Origin of the sequence: Achromobacter sp. UBA4530, from assembly GCF_002388205.1 — a bacterium.
GTDB classification, from domain to species: Bacteria; Pseudomonadota; Gammaproteobacteria; order Burkholderiales; family Burkholderiaceae_B; genus Achromobacter; species Achromobacter animicus.
The window spans coordinates 162,969-181,101 of the sequence record NZ_DGMA01000016.1; the positions used below are offsets into that span (position 1 = coordinate 162,969).

At 65.8% G+C, this 18,133-nt stretch carries 12 protein-coding genes; 6 read left to right on the forward strand and 6 right to left on the reverse strand.

The window, feature by feature from the left end; all coding sequences use genetic code 11:
• Nucleotides 1-199: 199 nt before the first annotated feature.
• Nucleotides 200-883: a response regulator transcription factor gene (locus B2W22_RS14525; RefSeq protein WP_254594293.1), complete on the forward strand. Its 684-nt coding sequence runs from the start codon at nucleotides 200-202 to the stop codon at nucleotides 881-883.
• 1 nt (nucleotide 884) lies between these two features.
• Here the strand turns inward: B2W22_RS14525 and B2W22_RS14530 are convergent, their stop codons facing one another.
• The 6 genes from B2W22_RS14530 to B2W22_RS14555 form a co-directional block, all read right to left on the reverse strand.
• A complete protein-coding gene (locus B2W22_RS14530; protein WP_286938289.1) occupies nucleotides 885-6,344 on the reverse strand; it encodes a trifunctional serine/threonine-protein kinase/ATP-binding protein/sensor histidine kinase in 5,460 nt (1,819 codons plus the stop codon).
• A 125-nt stretch (nucleotides 6,345-6,469) separates the two neighbouring features.
• A complete protein-coding gene (locus B2W22_RS14535; protein ID WP_286938291.1) occupies nucleotides 6,470-8,077 on the reverse strand; it encodes an MFS transporter in 1,608 nt (535 codons plus the stop codon).
• Between the two features lie 72 nt (nucleotides 8,078-8,149).
• Complete coding sequence (locus tag B2W22_RS14540; RefSeq protein WP_175123847.1) at nucleotides 8,150-8,848, reverse strand: hydrolase; 699 nt, start codon at nucleotides 8,846-8,848, stop codon at nucleotides 8,150-8,152.
• Between the two features lie 171 nt (nucleotides 8,849-9,019).
• Nucleotides 9,020-9,703 carry a YoaK family protein gene (locus B2W22_RS14545; protein ID WP_175123846.1) on the reverse strand — a complete coding sequence of 228 codons (684 nt, stop codon included), beginning with the start codon at nucleotides 9,701-9,703 and terminating at the stop codon, nucleotides 9,020-9,022.
• Nucleotides 9,704-9,785: 82 nt separating this feature from the next.
• Nucleotides 9,786-10,214: a DoxX family protein gene (locus B2W22_RS14550; RefSeq protein WP_175123845.1), complete on the reverse strand. Its 429-nt coding sequence runs from the start codon at nucleotides 10,212-10,214 to the stop codon at nucleotides 9,786-9,788.
• Nucleotides 10,215-10,226: 12 nt separating this feature from the next.
• Nucleotides 10,227-12,116 carry an amidohydrolase gene (locus tag B2W22_RS14555; protein WP_254594989.1) on the reverse strand — a complete coding sequence of 630 codons (1,890 nt, stop codon included), beginning with the start codon at nucleotides 12,114-12,116 and terminating at the stop codon, nucleotides 10,227-10,229.
• 343 nt (nucleotides 12,117-12,459) lie between these two features.
• Between B2W22_RS14555 and B2W22_RS14560 the strand changes: the two genes are divergently transcribed.
• From B2W22_RS14560 to B2W22_RS14580, 5 genes are all read left to right on the forward strand, one after another.
• The gene (locus B2W22_RS14560; RefSeq protein ID WP_175137106.1) at nucleotides 12,460-13,569 is read left to right on the forward strand and encodes a porin; all 1,110 of its coding nucleotides are present in this window, start codon (nucleotides 12,460-12,462) and stop codon (nucleotides 13,567-13,569) included.
• A 156-nt stretch (nucleotides 13,570-13,725) separates the two neighbouring features.
• Nucleotides 13,726-15,348, forward strand: a complete 1,623-nt coding sequence (locus B2W22_RS14565) for a methyl-accepting chemotaxis protein (RefSeq protein WP_175137107.1) — start codon at nucleotides 13,726-13,728, stop codon at nucleotides 15,346-15,348.
• Between the two features lie 87 nt (nucleotides 15,349-15,435).
• Nucleotides 15,436-16,101: a response regulator transcription factor gene (locus B2W22_RS14570; protein WP_175123841.1), complete on the forward strand. Its 666-nt coding sequence runs from the start codon at nucleotides 15,436-15,438 to the stop codon at nucleotides 16,099-16,101.
• A complete protein-coding gene (locus B2W22_RS14575; protein ID WP_286938294.1) occupies nucleotides 16,101-17,483 on the forward strand; it encodes a sensor histidine kinase in 1,383 nt (460 codons plus the stop codon). Before B2W22_RS14570 ends, B2W22_RS14575 begins: the two co-directional genes overlap by 1 nt.
• Before the next feature lie 15 nt (nucleotides 17,484-17,498).
• Complete coding sequence (locus B2W22_RS14580) at nucleotides 17,499-17,789, forward strand: hypothetical protein (protein ID WP_175185606.1); 291 nt, start codon at nucleotides 17,499-17,501, stop codon at nucleotides 17,787-17,789.
• Nucleotides 17,790-18,133 lie beyond the last annotated feature (344 nt).

Genomic DNA, 18,133 nt, shown 5'->3' on the forward strand with positions numbered 1-18,133 from the left:
GGCTGACGCCGCGGCCCACGGCCCACGGCGCACGGCCCACGGCTGACGGCAGCCGGCACGGACGGTGTCTGGCGCACGCCGGTTCGCCCAATAAAGGGGACAAATCTCAACGCTTAAACTCGCAGCATTTGTATCTGGTGGCTGCCCTATGAGGCATGCGACGCAAGCATTGCGCCGCGCCCCGCAAGGAGTCATAGCGTTGAACATTCAAAAATCCGGCGTGCCCTCTGCGATTGTGTATATCGTGGACGATCACGCCGAGGTCAGCGACTCGCTGTTTCGCTTGCTGTCGTCCATCGGGATCTACGCCGAAACCTTCGACTCGATCAGCGCCTTTCAGGCGGCGGCGCGGCCGCCGGTGCCTTCCTGTCTGATTCTGGATCTGCAATTGTCGGACGGCGACGGCCTGGCATTGCAGGCGCGCATGCGTGAACTGGGCGATCACATCCCTATCGTGGTGGTCACGGGCTTTGGCGATATCCGCCAGACGGTCAAGGCCATGAAGGCCGGCGCCATCGATTTCCTGGAAAAGCCCATTTCCGAGCAGCGGCTGCTGGATTCCGTGCACCGCGCACTGGAGTCGGACGTCGCACGCCGCGCAAAGGAGCAGGAGTTCGAAAAGGTCATGGCGCTTTATCGCTCGTTGACCGCGCGCGAGCAGCAGGTGATCGAGTTGATCGCGTCCGGCTGCCTGAACAAGGAAGTCGCCGAGCAGCTGGGGATCAGTGAAGTGACGGTCAAGGCGCACCGTGCCAGCGCTTACCGGAAGATGCAGGCGCGTAGCTTCGCCCAGCTGGTGCAGATGATCATGAAGGTCAACCCACGCGTGGCCGCGCACGCGCCGGCCTCGCGCGACGATGCCGAGGCGGGCGACGGCGAATGACTCAAGCCTGCGCGGGCAGCGAAAAGTAGAACACCGCGCCCGCCGGGCTGTTGGGCCGCGCCCACATCTGGCCGTGATGCAGCTGGATGATCTCGCGGCAGATGGCAAGACCCATTCCCAGTCCCTTGGTCTTGGTGGTGAAGAAGGGATCGAACAGTTTCTTCACCGACGCCGCGTCGATGCCGCTGCCGGTATCCAGCACCTCCACAAGCACTTCGTCGTCTGAGGCAAGCCGGGTGACGACAGTCAGTTGCCGCGCAGAGGGCTCGTGCTTCATGGCGTCCACCGCGTTGACATACAGGTTGAGCAGGACCTGCTGCAGCTGAATGCGGTCTCCGGACGTGTGCAGCGCTCCATCAGCCAGGTCCAGGATCACTTGGACGTCGCTGCAATCGAGCTCGCTGCGCAGCAGCGTCAGCGTCTCCTTCACGAGCCCGTTCAGTTCGATCGGACCAAAGGCCGCCGGCGCCTTCTTGATCAGCGCGCGCACTCCCGAAATGATTGAACCGGCGCGTTGGCCGCTGCGCACGATGCGGCGCAGGGACTCGGCGACTTCTTCCGTGTTGGGCGGCGTGCGCGCAATCCAGTTCAGCGCCGCCTGCGCTTCGGTCAACACGGCCGACACCGGCTGGCTGACATCGTGCGCGATGGATGCCGTCATCGAGCTGACGGTGGTCATGCGCGTGACGTGCGCGAGATCCGATTGAATCTGCTGCATTTTGGCCTCTGCCGCCTTGCGTTCGGACAGGTCCAGGACAAACGACACGCCCTGGTTGTCGTCGGCGGCGAACCGGGCGGAGCCCAGCAGCACGGGCACGCGGCGGCCATCCTTGCGGATCAGTTCGGTCTCGACCGGCTCGGCGGTCTCGCGCAGCAACAGTTCATCCAGGGACACCGCGCCGCTGCGTGACACCAGCGCCGTCCATCGCAGCCGGCCCGCGCCCACGTCCTCGCGGTCGTAGCCGGTCATGGACAGGAACAGGTCATTGGCTTCCAGCACTTGTCCGTCGTCGCGCCAGAACCAGATGCCGATGATGTTGGCTTCGACCAACCGCTGTATCCGGGCTTCGCGCTGCGCCAGATCGCGATACAGGCGCGCGCGTTCGATGGCAATGGCGGCTTGCGAGGCCAGCAGGCGCAGCACGGCGGTCCGGTGCGGCGCGAATACGCCGCGCGCCAGGGTGTTTTCCAGGTACAGCACGCCGATGGATTTGGACTGGGTGGTCAACGACAGGCACAACACGGACGGCAGCCGCGCGGCGCGCACGTACGGGTCGCCGTTGAATGCGCCCGTCACCCACGCGTCGTCTAGGACGATGGTCTCGCCGGTCCGCCAGCCGTAGTTCACGATCTGCTGCGGCAGGCCGGCTTCGTCCAGCGATTGGGCGCGCTGGCTGATCGTCACGGAATCGCCGGATGTGGTCGCAATGGCGCGCGCATACAGTTCGCCGTCGGATTGCAGGACAAGCACGCCGCGTGTCGCGCCGGCTTGTTCCAGCGCGATCTTCATCAGTTTGTCCAGCAAGGTCCGCAGATCCAGCGCGCTGGCCAGCGCGCGGGAGATGTCGATGACGGTGGCCAGATCCAGGCTTTCTACCGGGGTTTCGATGGTGGAGCCCTGCGCGGCGCTTCGGCGGTCCACGAAAAGCGTGGGATACAGGGCGTCGATCTGCCTGACCTTGCCCGACGCGCCCCAGTGCTGGTAGCACGCGCGTGCATGTTGCAGATACGTGTGCGCGATGCGCTGCTGGCCGCGGCTCTCGAAGAAGCGCGCGGCGCATTCATTGGCCAGTCCTTCGACGTGCACGAGGCCGTGGTCGCTGGCGCAGTGGATGGCGTCGTCGTAGCGTTGCATCGCGTCCAGCACGTCGCCATTCAGTCGCGCGACTTCGGCGTCGATCAGCAGCTGCTGGCTCTGGAAGTTGGACGGGCTGGATGCGGCCCACGGGCACAGCTTCTCAAGATGGATCTTTACGGCGGCCAGCGCCGCGGCGCGTTCCGACGGACACGCCGGTACGGGACACCAGGCGCGGGCCAACGCGGAATAGAAGTGGAATTCCATCTCCTCGATGAACGCCAGCGACGTCCAGACGAACGCGGAGGCTTCCTGGCTGGCGCGCACGGCGCTGGTGAAATCACCAGCGAAAACCCGGGCCTGAAGCTTGCGCAGGTAGTGCCAGCAGGCCGTGACGTTCCGGCCGGGCTCGGTTTGGATCTTCCGTTCGAATTCAGCCTCGCTGAAACCGGCGTCGTCCAGCGTGCCGAATTGCGTCGTGAGGCCCTGCAGCATCTTGGCCAGCTGAAGCTGCGACGTATATCGGTCCAGGACTTCAAGACCCGCCTTGCGCGCGAAGGCGAGGCCGCGGTTGGCGTCGGCGCGGATGGTGTTCAGCGCGCCGCCGGTGGCCAGCATGTGCGTGACCATACTGTTCAGCGCGAAGGACGCATAGGTCCAGTCGCCCTGCAGGCTGGCCAGTTCGAAGGCGGTTTGCAGCAGGTCGCGCGCCTGGCTGACGGGCTGCGACCACGGCACGATCTGGCCGCCGAACACCTGATAGACCCGCGCGCTGAAACGGACCTGTCCGCGCTGCTGGACCAGATCGACGCCCAGCTTGCCGAAGGCGTAGCCGTCTGCGTAGTCGCCGGTGCGCGCGGCCAGGATCATGCCCAGCCACGTGTAACCCAGGCTGGACGCATCCGTATTGCCATGGCGCAGGCTCAGGTTGGCCATGCGCAGAATGACGCGCTCGCGCAGATTCGCAAAGAGCGTCCAGGCCGGGGGCAGCAGCGCGGTCAGCACGCCCATCGTGCCTTCCGCGTCGGCGTCCTGCATCTCTGGGAGGCCGAGCAGGGCAGCCGCAGGCCGGCCGTCGCGCAGCGCATTGAACTGGGCGTACTCGCTGGAGACGGCTTCATCGGACGGGCTATTCGTCCAGTCGATGCCGGCGCGGCGCAGGTAGTGCAGCCCGGCGTCAATGGCCTCGTGCCGCTCGCCCAGCGCCATGAACACTTCCACGCGCAACTGTGTCACGCGGGCCAGTTCCGGCAATGGTCCCTCGCGCTCTCCCAGCCGGGCCAGCCGATGCTTGGCGCTCGCCACCGCGCCCCTGCGGAACTCGCATTCCGCGCGGGTGATCTCGATGGTGAAGGCCAGCGCCGGTTGATGCTGCCTGCCGTCGTCGGACAGGAACGCCGAGGCGGCCTCCAGATATCGGATGGCCGCGGAATAGTCGGCGGTGTCCTTCGCCAGTGCGCCGGCCAGGGCGTTCAGATGGGCAAGCCGGACGCGTTCTTCCCGGCTGTGCACCAGTTGCCATGCCCGGTTGAACTGGTCGACCAGTTCAAATGCCTGCGCCTTCAGTTGTTCGGATTCGAGGTCCTGCGCAAGCCGCCGGCCGATCGCCAGGTGCGTGGCCGCGCGCTCCCGTTCGGGAATCAGCGCATAGCTGGCCGCCTGCACCCGGTCGTGCGGAAAGCGGTACACGTCGCCGGTCCGGAACACAAGGCTCTGCCGCTCGCATTCGCGCATGGCGGTGGCCACGTCGAGTCGCGGCCAGTCCAGCGCGAGCGCAAGCTTGTCGAGCGACGTGTCGTGGCCCAGGCACGCCATGTGTTGAATGGCTTCGCGGCTGTCCGCCGGCAACCGCTCGACCTGCTGGATGATGATGCCGACCACGTTGTCGGTATAGGCCTGTTCGCGGATGGCGTCCGCATCCCAGATCCAGCGCTGGCGGCGCGGGTCGTAGTGCAGCAGTCCCTCGGCCGCAAGCGTGGCCAGGAAGCGAAGCATGAAGCACGGATTGCCGGCCGTCTTGGCCTGCACCAGGCTGACCAGCGGATCGATCCACGGCGACTTGCTTTGAAGCGCATCGGCGATCAGGCGGGCGGAATCGCGCTCGTGCAGGTTGGTGAGCGCAATCTCGGTCAGGGGAATCGTGTGGGCGCGCAGGCTGTCAATGAAGGCGGCGAGCGCGTGGCGCGCCGTCATGTCTTCGGCGCGGTACACGCCCACGACCAGGATGTTCTGCAGATCCATCTGCGCCAGCTGTTCGATGACGCGCAGCGTGGCCGCGTCGGTCGACTGCAGGTCGTCCAGGAACAGGATCAGCGGATGGCCTGGCGACGAGAACGCGCAGAACAGATGCTGAAAGGCCAGGCGCAACCGCGCCTTGGCGTCGCCTTCGGCCAGCAGGCCCGACGCGTCCGGCACGATCATCGCCAGTTCGGGAATCAACGCGAGCAAGCTGTCGCCGCCCGCGGAGACCACCACGCGCAGCTTTTCGCGCCACTCGCCCAGATCGCTTTCGTTCTTGGCAAGCACGGCCTGAAGCAGGCCTCGCGCCGCCTCGACCAGCGCGGCGTAGGGACCGGCGTGGCTGTGAGGATCGCCCTTGCCCTTGGCGAGCAGGGTGTATTGGCTGCCGACGACGCGATGCAGTTCTTCGATGAGGATGGACTTGCCGACGCCCGGTTCGCCGGAGATCAGCACCACTTCGGCGCGGCCCGATCCCGCCACCCGGCCCATGGCGCCGAGCAGGATGTCCAACTCCGTCCCCCGGCCGTACAGCGTGGCCGGCACGCGCACGCGCCCGGGGTGATCGTAGCGGCCCAGCACGAAGTCCGGCGCGGCGCCGGGGCCGGCCGTCAGCGTGGTCAGGCAGCACTGCAGATCCGCGGCAAGCCCTTCCGCCGTCTGGTACCGGTCGTCCGCCGATTTCTCGAGCAGCTTCATGACGATGGCTGAGATCTCGGCGCAGATGCCGGGGTTGCGCTCGGCGGGCGCCACGGGAACGCGCGCCGTATGGCTGTGCAGCCAGGTCAGCGCCGATTCGGCTTGGAACGGAAGCTCGCCGGTCAAGGCTTCGTAGAAGACGACGCCCAGCGAATACAGATCGGATCGCGCGTCGGCGCGGTGGCCGGAGCGGCCGGACTGTTCGGGGGCCATGTAGGCCGGGGTGCCGACGATGTCGCCCGGCGTTGAGGCGGGCGCCGTCTGATAGGCGCCGAGCGGCGTGGAAAATGAAAAGCCGGTCAGGTGAGCGGCGCTGTCCTGCTCGTTGAACAGAATGTGCGCCGGCTTGAGATTCCGATGGATCAGCCCGGCGTTGTGCATCTTGCCCAGCGACATCGCCACCGCGATGGCGAAGCGCAGAAATGCCGGGGCGGCCATTGCCCGCGAGTGGTGCGTGGCCAGCGGTTGTCCGCCGGGATCCTGCAGATACAGGACGGTGGAGCCGCCGACGCGCGCCAGCTCGGTCGGCACGGCCGCCCAGCCCGGATGCAGGTAGTCGCGCAGGCCGTATTCCTGTTCCAGCAGGTGCCGCGCGCATTCCGAGCTGTCATTAGGCCTGAGCCAGACGGCCAGCTTCGAGGCGCCGCGCCCGAAGACCCGGTCGCCATCCACCCACAGAACCTCGAAGCGGGCTCCGTTGACTGCCTCGAAGCGAGGAGCGCTATCCATGTCACACCTAAGCCGCCGCCTGTCGGCGCGCGGCATCAAAATCCCTGTCGGCGCAATTCTAGTCAGGAATCATGCTTCGCTTGTAACGGTGTGTGCGGGCAGCGCCGGTCTCATCCTGCTGCCCGTTATTGCGGGACGGGGGCGACGAAGTGCGACACCCGCGGCGGGGTGTCGCCGATGTGAAAGGCGCGCACTTCCGCCTGCTGGTCCTCGTCGGCGTGGGTGACACGCTCGTGCTGGCGCAGGTGCTCCAGCCACGACATCACCAGGAAGTATTCAAGGTAGCGGCCGGGGTGGGCGGCGTCTTCAAAAATGCCCCATGCATACGCGCCGTCGCGCCGGCGTTCGGCGCCGGCATGCTGCATGGCCTGCACGAAGTCCGCGCCGCGTGCCGGATCGATCAGGTATTCCACGGTAATCATCACCGGGCCGCGATCATGCGTGACGTGCTGGCCGATCAGGGGCTCGGGCCAGTGCATCGACGGCGCGAGGTCCAGGTCGGCGCCCAGTTGCAGCTTGGCCTTGCGGGTCAGCAGCATCGCCACGATCGAGCCCGCGGCCGCGATCAGCAGGGCCGTGGGAACGCCGGCGCGCACGGCGGTCTGTCCCCAGATCATGCTGCCGGCGGTCATCGAGCCGAAGAACACCGTGACGAAGATCGCCAGCCCGCGTGCGCGCACCCAGTCGGGCAGCGCCACCTGGGCGGACACATTGAGCGAGGTCAGCACCATGATCCACGACGCGCCCGCCAGAAAGCTGAACGCACCGGCGACGACGGGATGCGGCACCACCGCAAACACCACCAGCGTAAGCGCCGTGCCCAGCGTGCCGGCCATGACGCTGCGGTCCGGACCCAGCTTCTTGCGCAGCGGCGGCAGCACGATGGCGCCGATCACCGCACCGGCGCCGACGCAGCCCAGGATGATGCCGTAGAGCAAGGCGCCACCCTGCAACACCTGACGCACGATGACCGGCAGCAGGGCCCAGTAGGCGCTGGCAAACAGGAAGAACGCGACGGCACGGACCAGCGTGGATTTGAGCGGCTTGCTGTGCAGCGCGAACCGCAGGCCAGCACGCATGGCATGAAACAGCTGCTCGCGCGGCAGGCGCTTTTCAGCCGCCGCGGGCGGCTTCCACCAGATCAGTGCGGCCACAACCACGATGAAGCTGACCGCGTTCACAAAGAACGGAATCGCCACGCCCAGGCTGGTGATCAGCACGCCGGCCAGCGCCGGACCAATGGCGCGGCTGACGTTGATGCCCACGCTGTTGGTGGCGATGGCCTGCTGCAGCGAAGGACGCGGCACGAGGCTTGGGACGATGGCTTGCCACGCGGGCGCCGACAATGCGGTGCCGATGCCCATCAGCAGCGTGAAGCCCAACAGCACCCACGGCGTGGTCAGACCGAACCAGACCACCAGACCGAGCGCCAGGGCGATGAATCCCATGGCGATCTGCACCATCAGCAACAGCTTGCGGCGGTCCATCGTGTCGGCCAGCGCGCCGGCCAGGAGCGACAGCAGGAAGACCGGCAGCGCGCCCGCCGTCTGCACCAGCGCCACGAACATGGGCGATGGCGACAGCGAGGTCATGAGCCAGCCCGCGCCCACGTCGTGCATCCAGGTGCCGATGTTCGACAGGACGGTTGCGACCCAGATCACCGTGAAGGCGGAGTAGGCGAAGGGAGAGGAAGGCGGGGCTGGGTCAGCGGGTCGGATGTCGGCGGTCGTCATGGCGGGCAGGCTGCAAAAGAAAGCAAAAAGGCCCGCGGCCGCTGCGAGAGCGGCTGCGGGCCCGTTGGGGCATCAGCGGGCGATGACGGGCGCGGCGACGGGCGCGATGGCGTCGTGGGCGGTCTGCGTGCGCTGCTTGGCCTTGTGCACCATGGTGTAGGCGTAGTCCACGCCCATGCCGTAGGCGCCCGAGTGTTCCTTGACGATTTCCATCACGGCATCGTAGGAGTCACGGTGGGCCCAGTCGCGCTGCCATTCCAGCAGCACTTGCTGCCACGTGACCGGCACGACGCCGGCCTGGATCATGCGTTGCATGGCCATGTCATGCGCTTCCTTGGACGTGCCGCCGGACGCATCCGAAACCATGTAGATCTCGTACTCGCCTTCCAGCATGGCGCACAGGGCGAACGTCGTGTTGCAGACTTCGGTCCAGAGGCCGGCGACGACAACCTTCTTGCGGCCATTGGCGGCCAGCGCGTCACGCACCTTCTGGTCGTCCCACGAGTTCATCGAGGTGCGTTCCAGGACCTTCTGGTTCGGGAACACGTCCAGCAGTTCGGGGTAGGTGTAGCCCGAGAACGACTCGGTTTCGACGGTGGTGATGGTGGTCGGAACGCCGAAGACCTTGGCCGCCTTGGCCAGACCCACGACGTTGTTCTTGAGCGTCTGGCGGTCGATCGACTGCACGCCGAAGGCCATTTGCGGCTGGTGATCGATGAAGATGATCTGGCTGTTCTGCGGGGTCAGGACTTCGAGCTTTGCTTGGGACATGAAAATCACCTGGAAGATTGAATCAGAGGGGGGGGACGCATAGCGCCTGGCTGCATGAAGATGCCTCATTCGCCCGCTGTGCCGCGGGCTTTAACGAGAACGTCAGGATATGGGAAACGTTCGCATTTCGACATTGTTCGAAGGTATGGCGCGTCCCCCCTTCAGGTAGGGTCAGGCGGGGGCACGCTTGATGCCCAGGGTGGCCAGGGCGGCGACGACGGGCGGCAGGACGAAACACCACATGAGTGACGCCCAGTACAACAACGCGGCGATGGCGCAGCCGGACGCAAAGGCCGCCAGGGCGGGCAGCATCTTGCGCAGGCGGCCGACGGCGGCCGTGCGGGCCTCGCCCGACACGCCCTTGCAGAGGTCGGCAAGGTCGATCATCACCTGCGTGGTGGTGCCGGTCATCAGCGTGGACGGCGGCGCGCTGCCCAGGTGCATGCGCTGGATCGCATTCTGGATGCCCATGGCCGCGACCAGCAGCATGCCGCCCATCACGGCAAAGGGCGCGTCGCTGTCGGAAAACGGGCCGTAGGCGATGAGGACGGCGGCCGCCGCAGCCAGCAGCAGCACCTTCGCGCACATGAGTTTCGACATGGCCGTGTCCGCGGCCGCGAGGCCGGACGCAAACAGGCGCGTCAGGACGACGACGGCACAGAAGAGCGGCAAGGCCAGGAGCTTGGCAAAGGCGCCGGTCGTGCCGTGGACGAAGGCGGCGCCCAGCGTGACGAAGTTGCCGGTCACGTGCGCCGTGAAAAGGCCATTCAACGCCAGGAACCCCGCCGTATCGACGTATCCCGCGTTAAAGCCCAGGAGGCCGGTGAATCGGGGAGATACGGGTGTCTGTTCCATGATGTGCAAGGTAAGCGTGTAAGACGCAGTGCCCGTTGGACCGGCGGCGCGGCCAGCGCGGCGGGCGCTGCGAAAGAGGCCGTTACCGCCGTTCGTTCAGGTCCTGCCAGATCACCAGCAGGAATCCGCCGACCAGCCCAAGGTGCTCGAAGAACGAGTTGGCGGCGAAGAAGCGCGCCTGGCCGGGCGGCATTTCCCAGAACTGCAGGGCGACGAAGGTGGCGAGGAGCGTGAAGATCGCCAGCGCCAGGGCGCCGATCCAGCGGTGCCAGCCGGTCAGGATCATGAGCGAGGCGATGATCTCCAGCGCGATCACGACCACGGCGAAGAACGGCGCGGGCGTGAGCCCGAAATGGGTCATTTCCGCGATGGCGCCCGGAAAGTCGGTCAGCTTGACCAGCCCGCCCTGCAGATACGCTGCGCACAAGCCCAGATAGGCGACAAAGCGGGCAACGCGGCCCCCAAGAACGGGGCGCGCGACGCCGGCCAGCGAGGTTGAAATGCTCGACATGGATTCAGTCCCTTACACGGCCCAGCACGAGCAGCCCAGGGCGCCGAAGAACGACTTCTGGTCGGAGGCCGGCACGCTGGACGCCCACGCATTGGCGTGGCTGTGGCCATGCAGGCCGCACGCGCTGGCGCAACCGCAGGCAGCGGCAAAGCGCTTGTAGTCCAGCGAATTGCGGCCCGCGCCTTCCGGGTCGCCCCAGGCGGCATAGCCGCCGAACAGGCGCGTGGGCGACCAGTCGGGCATGGCGGGCGGCGGCGCGTTCTCGTCGAGCTTGGCGAAGTCGCCCGCGCCGTAGACCACGCGCCCGCCGACCACGGTCAGGTCGGACGTCAGGAACGAGATCTCTTCGTCCGCCACCGTGAAGTAGTCCTGGGACGGGACCATCAGATCGGCGAATTGGCCCACCTGGATGCGGCCGCGCTTGCCTTCGTCATTGGAGAACCACGCGACGTTCTCGGTCCACATGCGCAGCGCCGTCTCGCGGTCCAGCAGGTTCTCGTGCGGATACAGCGGCATGCCGCCCACGGTCTTGCCCGTGGTCATCCACGACAGCGAGATCCACGGGTTGTAGGACGCGACGCGCGTGGCGTCCGTACCGGCGGACGTCTTCACGCCCTTTTGCAGGATGCGCTTGACCGGCGGCGTGGCCTGCGCGGCCTTCGCGCCGTAGCGCTCGACAAAGTACTCGCCCTGGTAAGCCATGCGGTGCTGCACGGCAATGCCGCCGCCCAGCGCGGCGATCCTGTCGATCGACTTGTCCGAGATCGTCTCGGCGTGATCGAAGAACCAGTTGATGCCGGTGAGCGGCGTGTCGCGATGCACTTTCTCGAAGACGTCCAGCGCCCGCGAGATGGTTTCGTCGTACGTGGCGTGCAGGCGCCAGGGCCATTTGTTCTGGACCAGGACGCGCACGACCTCTTCCAGTTCGCCTTCCATTTCCGGCGGCATGTCCGGGCGTTCGACGCGGAAGTCCTCGAAGTCGGCGGCCGAAAACACCAGCATTTCACCCGCGCCGTTGTGGCGGAAATAATCGTCGCCCTGCTTGTACTTCACCGAAGACGTCCAGTTCAGGAAGTCTTCCTTCTCGTGCTTGGGCTTCTGCGTGAAGAGGTTGTAGGCGAGGCGAACGGTCAACTGGTTGTCGTCGGCCAGCTTCTGGATGACGGCATAGTCGTCCGGGTAGTTCTGATAGCCGCCGCCGGCGTCGATGACGCCCGTGACGCCCAGCCGGTTCAGCTCGCGCATGAAGTGGCGCGTGGAGTTCAGCTGGTAGTCGAACGGCAGCTTCGGACCCTTGGCCAGCGTGGAATACAGGATTGTGGCATTGGGCTTGGCCAGCAGCAGGCCCGTCGGATTGCCGTTCGAATCGCGGATGATCTGACCGCCTTCGGGGTCGGGCGTGTCCCGGGTGTAACCCACCACGCGCAGCGCCGCGGCGTTCAGCAGCGCGCGGTCGTACAGATGCAGCAGGAACACGGGGGTGTCCGGCGCAACCGCATTGATTTCCTCGATGGTCGGCAGGCGCTTTTCAATGAACTGGTGCTCGGTGAATCCGCCCACCACGCGTACCCATTGGGGCGCGGGCGTGTTGGCGACCTGGCGGCGCAGCATCTCCATGGCGTCCGCCAGGGACCGCACGCCGTCCCAGCGCAGCTCCATGTTGTAGTTCAGGCCGCCGCGCACGACGTGCGTGTGGTTGTCGTAGAGCCCGGGCAGAACGCCTTTCTTTTTCAGGTCCACCAGCCGGGTGTTCGATCCCGCCAGGCGCAGGACTTCCCGGTCGCTGCCCACCGCGACAAACTTGCCGGCCTTCACGGCGACGGCGCCCGCTTCCGGATTGGCGCGGTCCAGCGTGGTGAAGCGGCCGTTGTAGAAGATCACTTCCGGGGGGCCGTCCGCCAGCGGCGTGCCGGTCTGGTTCTGCGACCCGGCATTCGCCCGGCCTGCCCACATGCTGTTGAGCGCAAACGCTGAAGCCAGCGAAGACGCCGCTCCCAGGACTTGTCGACGCGAAGCCATGCCACTCTCCTCGATTAATTTCGCGGTGGCTAGGTTTTCATGGTGCCCGCCCGGGCGCAATCCGACATTAGGTTCGTCACCCTATACCATCGACGAATGGCGCCGGCACGGCATGCACGCGTATCGTCTTCCGGTTTGCGTGCTGCCTTGCAGTTCCGGGGTCGCTCGTATCCCGTGCCCATGGGTTCATCGCGCAGGATTCCCACGGAAAGCACAGGAGCATGAGATGAAGGTTGGCCGCGACGCGCGCAAACGGGTTCTGGTTGGTGGATGCGCGGTGGCCGCGCTGTGTGGCGCAGTGGGCAGCGCGACGGCGCAGTCATCCGTCACGCTATACGGACGGCTGAACACCGCACTGGAATACGCCTGGATCAGCGGCGGCGACAATGCCGGCTCCGGCTCGCGCATGACGAACAACCGGTCGGTTTTCGGCCTGCGCGGCGAAGAGGACCTGGGCAATGGTCTCTCGGCAATCTTCCAGATCGAAAGCGGCATCGCGCTCAATACCGGGCAAGGCGAGATCGCCAGCCGGAACACGCGGCTGGGGCTGGCATCGCCCTACGGCACGTTCTTCCTGGGCAATTGGCACACGGCCTACACCGAGTCGACCATGAAAATGGACCCGTACTATCCGATGACGGCCGGGTACATGGCGCTGATGGGCAACGGTTCGGCCTCCAGCTCGGGCAACGTCGAGAACACCAGTTCGTTTGACCGGCGCCAGAAGAACTCGCTGCATTTCCGCTCGGCCGACTGGCATGGCCTGAGCGCGGGCTTCACGTGGGGCCTGCCGCAGGAGCGCATGACGACGCCGCGCAATCCCCAGCTCTTCTCGTGGTCCGCGGCCTACAAGGAAGGCCCGCTGGCGCTGGTGGCGGCCTATGAGCTGCACAGGAACTACCAGATGGCCGATTCGCACGACGATGCCATCAAGCTGGGCGCCTCGTACTCGTTCCCGACCACCACGATCAACCTCGTCGTCGAGCAGCTGCGCTACCAGACGCCCACCGGCGATCTGCGCCGCAAGGGTTACTACGTGTCGCTGGTGCAGAAGCTGGGTTCAGGCAGCCTCAACGCGTCCGTCGGCTACGCCGCCAACGGCACGGGGCCGTCCACGCAACAGGTGGGCTATGTCCGTAGCGGCGAGAACACCGGCGCGGTCCAATACACGCTCGGCTACGAGCAGCCCTTGTCCAAGCGCACGTCCGTGTATGCGTATTACTCGAAGATCAAGAACCGCTCGAACGCGGCCTACGATTTCGCCATCAATGAACTTGGCGTGACTGCCGGCGCCAGCCCTCAGACCATTGCGCTGGGGTTGCGGCACAGCTTCTAGTCTTGGCGAGGCTTAACGATTCATTAATTGTTGCCTCGCTATAGTCGCGCTCGTCAGCCGGCGCGGCGCCTGTCAGTGGGGCCAGCGCTGCAATAGCGCGAATAGTCATGAGCCGGTTGCCGATCACAACAAAGGCGAATGATGAATCTTGCAACCATGAAAGTGAGGTCTCGCCTCGCTATCGGCTTCCTCTTGCTAATCCTGGCGCTGCTGGTGCTTGGGGGCCTGTCCCTGTATGCCGTGCGGACGCTGGACAAGTCGATGTCCGACATCGTCAACGTGAACAACCAGCAGTTGAAGCTGGCGTTGCAGATGCGCGAGCTGGTGCAGGGCCGGGCCATCGTGGTGCGCAACATCGTGCTGTACACGGACCCGCAAGCCGTGGCGAATGAGATCACCCGATCGGAAGACATGGCGACGCGCTATCGCCAAGCCAGCGAACAGCTTGCAAAGATGTTTGCCGAGGACGAAGGGACGCTGCCCGCCGAGACCGATCTGCTGGCCGCCGCGCACCGTGCGCAGCAGGAAGCGACGCCTATCTACATGCGCGCCCTTGAAGCGGGACGGCAGAACAATGCGCAGGAAGCCGCCCGGATTCTGCGTGAAGAGCTGCGCGGCAAGCAGGACGCCTGGCTCGACCAGTTGATGGCGCTAGCCAACCTGGAAACCAAACTCAGTGACGAATCGGCCGCAGAGGCCGCGCAGACGTCGGCACGCCTGCGCAATGCAATCGTCGTGATCATGGCGATCGCCGTACTGGCCGGTGTGCTGTCGGCCTGGCTGATCACGCGCAGCATCCTGCGTCAGCTTGGCGGCGAGCCTGCCGATGCGCAGAAACTCGCAGGCGCCATTGCAAGCGGCGATCTCACCACGGCGCTCACGCTGGACGGACGCGACCGGTCGAGCCTGATGTATTCGCTGGAGACGATGCGCATGCAACTGGCGACGACGGTGGGAACCATCATCAGCGCGGCGGAGTCCATCTCGACGGCGTCCGCCCAGATTGCGGAAGGCAACGCCGACCTGTCGCAGCGCACCGAGGAACAGGCCGCGTCGCTGGAGGAAACGGCCGCCAGCATCGAGGAAATGACCTCGACCGTGCGGATGAACCAGGACAACGCTGCCAGCGGCAGCAGTCTCGCCGTGGATTGCAGCCAGCTCACGGTTGAGGCGGGCCACGTGGTGGGCCAGGTGGTGGAGGCGATCGGTGCGATCTCGACCGATGCCGAGCGCGTCGGCGAGATCGTCTCGGTGATCGACAGCATCGCGTTCCAGACGAACATTCTTGCGCTGAATGCGGCGGTGGAAGCCGCGCGGGCCGGCGAACAGGGCCGCGGCTTCGCAGTGGTGGCCACCGAAGTGCGCGCGCTGGCGCAACGCAGCGCGACGGCAGCCAAGGAGATCAAGGGCCTGATCGAGAATTCCAAGCGCGCGGTGCAAGGCGGCGAGTCGCTGGCGGCCACGGCGGGCGACCAGATGCAGAAGGTGCTGGACGCGGTGGCGCGCCTGAAAGAGGTGACGGTGGAAATCGCCTCGGCCTCGGCGGAGCAGACCAGCGGCATCGAACAGGTGAACGTGGCGGTGTCGCAGATGGACACGATGACGCAGCAGAACGCCGCGCTGGTCGAGGAATCGGCCGCGGCGGCAGGCGCAATGGCCACGCAGGCGAAGGAGCTGCTGCAGGCCGTGGCGCGCTTCAAGACGGAACGGCGAACCACTGCAGCGCATCCGGGCGCGCGCTACGAGCCGCTGGCGCTGGCCGCGCCCGCGCACGCCTGAGCCGGCGGCAGACCTTTATGATGCGGCATGCGCGGCAAGCCCGCCGCGCCGCGCAGAGGCTGCCAACGCCCACACAGGGGAACTGACATGCGGGTGCTGTTGGTCGAGGACGACGCGATGTTCGCGGACGCACTGACGCTGGCCCTCGAGGAGCTGGACTTTGCGGTGACGCTGGTGCAGGAAGTCGACGCCGCCAAGGTGCTGCTTCTGGAGCATGCCTTCACGATCGTGCTGCTCGATATCGGTCTGCATCGCGGGTCGGGGCTGGACGTGCTGCGCTTTCTGCGCCGGCGTGGCGACGCGGTGCCGGTGATCCTGATCACCGCGCGGGATGCCTTGAGCGACCGCATCAAGGGGCTGGATCTGGGCGCCGACGATTACGTCATCAAGCCGTTCGAGCCCACAGAGCTCTTTGCACGCATGCGCGCGCTGCTCCGGCGCAGCGGCGTGGCGGGCGACAAGGTGCTGGCCTGGCGTCATGTGAAGCTGGACCCGGGGCGCCGCGAGGCCTTTGTCGATGAGGTGCCGACGCGCCTGTCCGAGCAGGAGTTCCGCACGCTGGAGATGCTGCTCAGGCATCCCGACCGGCTGGTGTCCACCGAAGAACTGCGCGCGCATCTCTACGGCGCCGACCGGCCCGGCGAAAGCAATACGATCGCCGTGTTCATTCACGCCCTGCGGCGCAAGCTGGGCAAGGACGCCATCGAGAATGTGCACGGCCAAGGCTATCGCCTCGCCCGGGACAGCAGCTGATGCGCCGGGTCACGAATTCGATGCGGGCGCAGATTCTGCTGGGCATCTTCAGCGCGCTGCTGGTGTCGTGGCTGGTGCAGTTCGGTCTGTACTGGAACAGCCTGACGCGGACCGAGTCCGGGGCGCGCGATCATGAGCTGAGGGCGGTGGTCGACAGCGTTGCGTTCTTTCTGGCGATGGTGCCGGTGACGCAGGACATCACCCGCGACCTGCCGGTGCCCCCCTTCCTGTTGCGCCAGTCCATCGGCAAGACCGAGATCCAGGTCTGGGACCGCGTGACGAACCGGCTGGTGCTGGCGTCGACGGACGCGCCGCGCACGCAGATGGCGCAGGTCAATTCCATCGGGTTCTCGTGCGTCCTCTTCGGCGGCGACACCTGGCGCGTTTATGCGGGACTGGACGAGACGGCCCGCTTCGAGATCGTTGCCGCGACGCCGACGCGCGCGTTCTACGCGGGGCTTGCCGACCGCTTCGAGTTGGGCTCGATCATCACGCTGCTGATGTTTGCGGGGATCGGCAGCGTCACGATGTTCGTGGTCTGCCGTTCGACGCGCAAGCTTGGCCGCGCCGGCCGGGAGATCGCGCAGGCCAGCGTGACCGACGGCGTGACGGTTGACGAACGCGCGGTGCCCGCCGAAGTGGGACCCCTGATACGCGCCATCAACGAGCGGCAGCGGCGGGTGCTGACGCTCGTCGAGAACGAGCGGCGATTCATCGGCGACGCCGCCCACGAGCTGCGCACGCCGTTGGCGGTGCTGGCCGTGTACGCGGACACGGCATATCGGGTCAACGATCCCGTCAAAGCGAAGATGCTGATGCAGAAGATCGCCGAGACGACCCGCCGCAGCGCGCGCATCGTCGAGCAGCTGCTGGACCTGGCGCGCACCGACAGGAGCGACATCGTGCTCGAACCGGTGAATCTCGCTGCCGTCGTGGGCTTTGTCCTGCGGGACATGCAGGCGTCGTTTGTCCATCGCGGCCAGCAGCTCACCGTGGATGCCGTCCCGGGCCAGATCCTGGGTCAGGTCGACGCGCTGGGCATCCTGGTGCGCAACCTGCTGGACAACGCAGGCCGGTACAGCGGCGACGGCAGTTCGATCCGGGTAGCGGTGGAGCGGGCGGCCGACAGTGTCACGTTGGCGGTGTCGGACAACGGCCCGGGCATCGCCCGGCCGCTGCGCGAGCGCATCTTCGACCCCTTCTACCGCGGGCCCGGTGCGCCAAGCCACGGTAGCGGATTGGGGCTGGCCCTGGTGGCAAGGATCGCCCGCTCGCACAATGCGCGCGTCACGTTGGAGGACGGCGCCGAGGGGCGTGGCGTGTGCTTGAGCGTGACGTTTCCGCTGCCGGACGCCGTGGCCGCCGCCTCACCCGCGCAATAGGTGGGTGGAGAGAACATGGAAACGCCCGACTGCCGCAGTGAGACACGGCCACCGTTCGACGGGCTGCGCGCTTATCTGCGCGCCGTCCAAAGCCGGGACGAATTGCAGCGGATCCGCCAGCTTGAGCAGCGTAATGGTGGACTGAAGCGGTCCGTGGAACGCTTGGTGGCGAGGCACGACGTTGCCACGCAGTGCCCTGAATGCGGTTCCAAAACTGTGAGAACCCGTGCGGCGTTTTCACTAGCGGTGTTAATTACCCGGCTCATACGCATTTTGAGGTTGGGCGCGGAGCGCCGACCGGATTAATCAAAAAGGTAAGGGTCGACCAGTCCGTCGTGTCATTTTGTTTCGGAAATGTATGTGAGTCGCTGTCCGATAATCGGCACCGGAAGGGGAACGGATGGTATCCAAATTGGGCTGTTCGCCTCGCAAAGATGGTATCCGATCGACCAATATAAATACTTCGGATAACCCGCGCGTAGTGCTTCCTACAAATATCGGTCGTATGCCGTAGACCTATTTTGATAATTAACGGGATATAACCCCGTTTATTAACGGGGACGTAAAAAAAATCGTTATACATTGCCTCCTTTTTTCGAGAGCTGACCCTAAATTCACGCCGGCTGCATTATTACTTGCCGATACTTTTT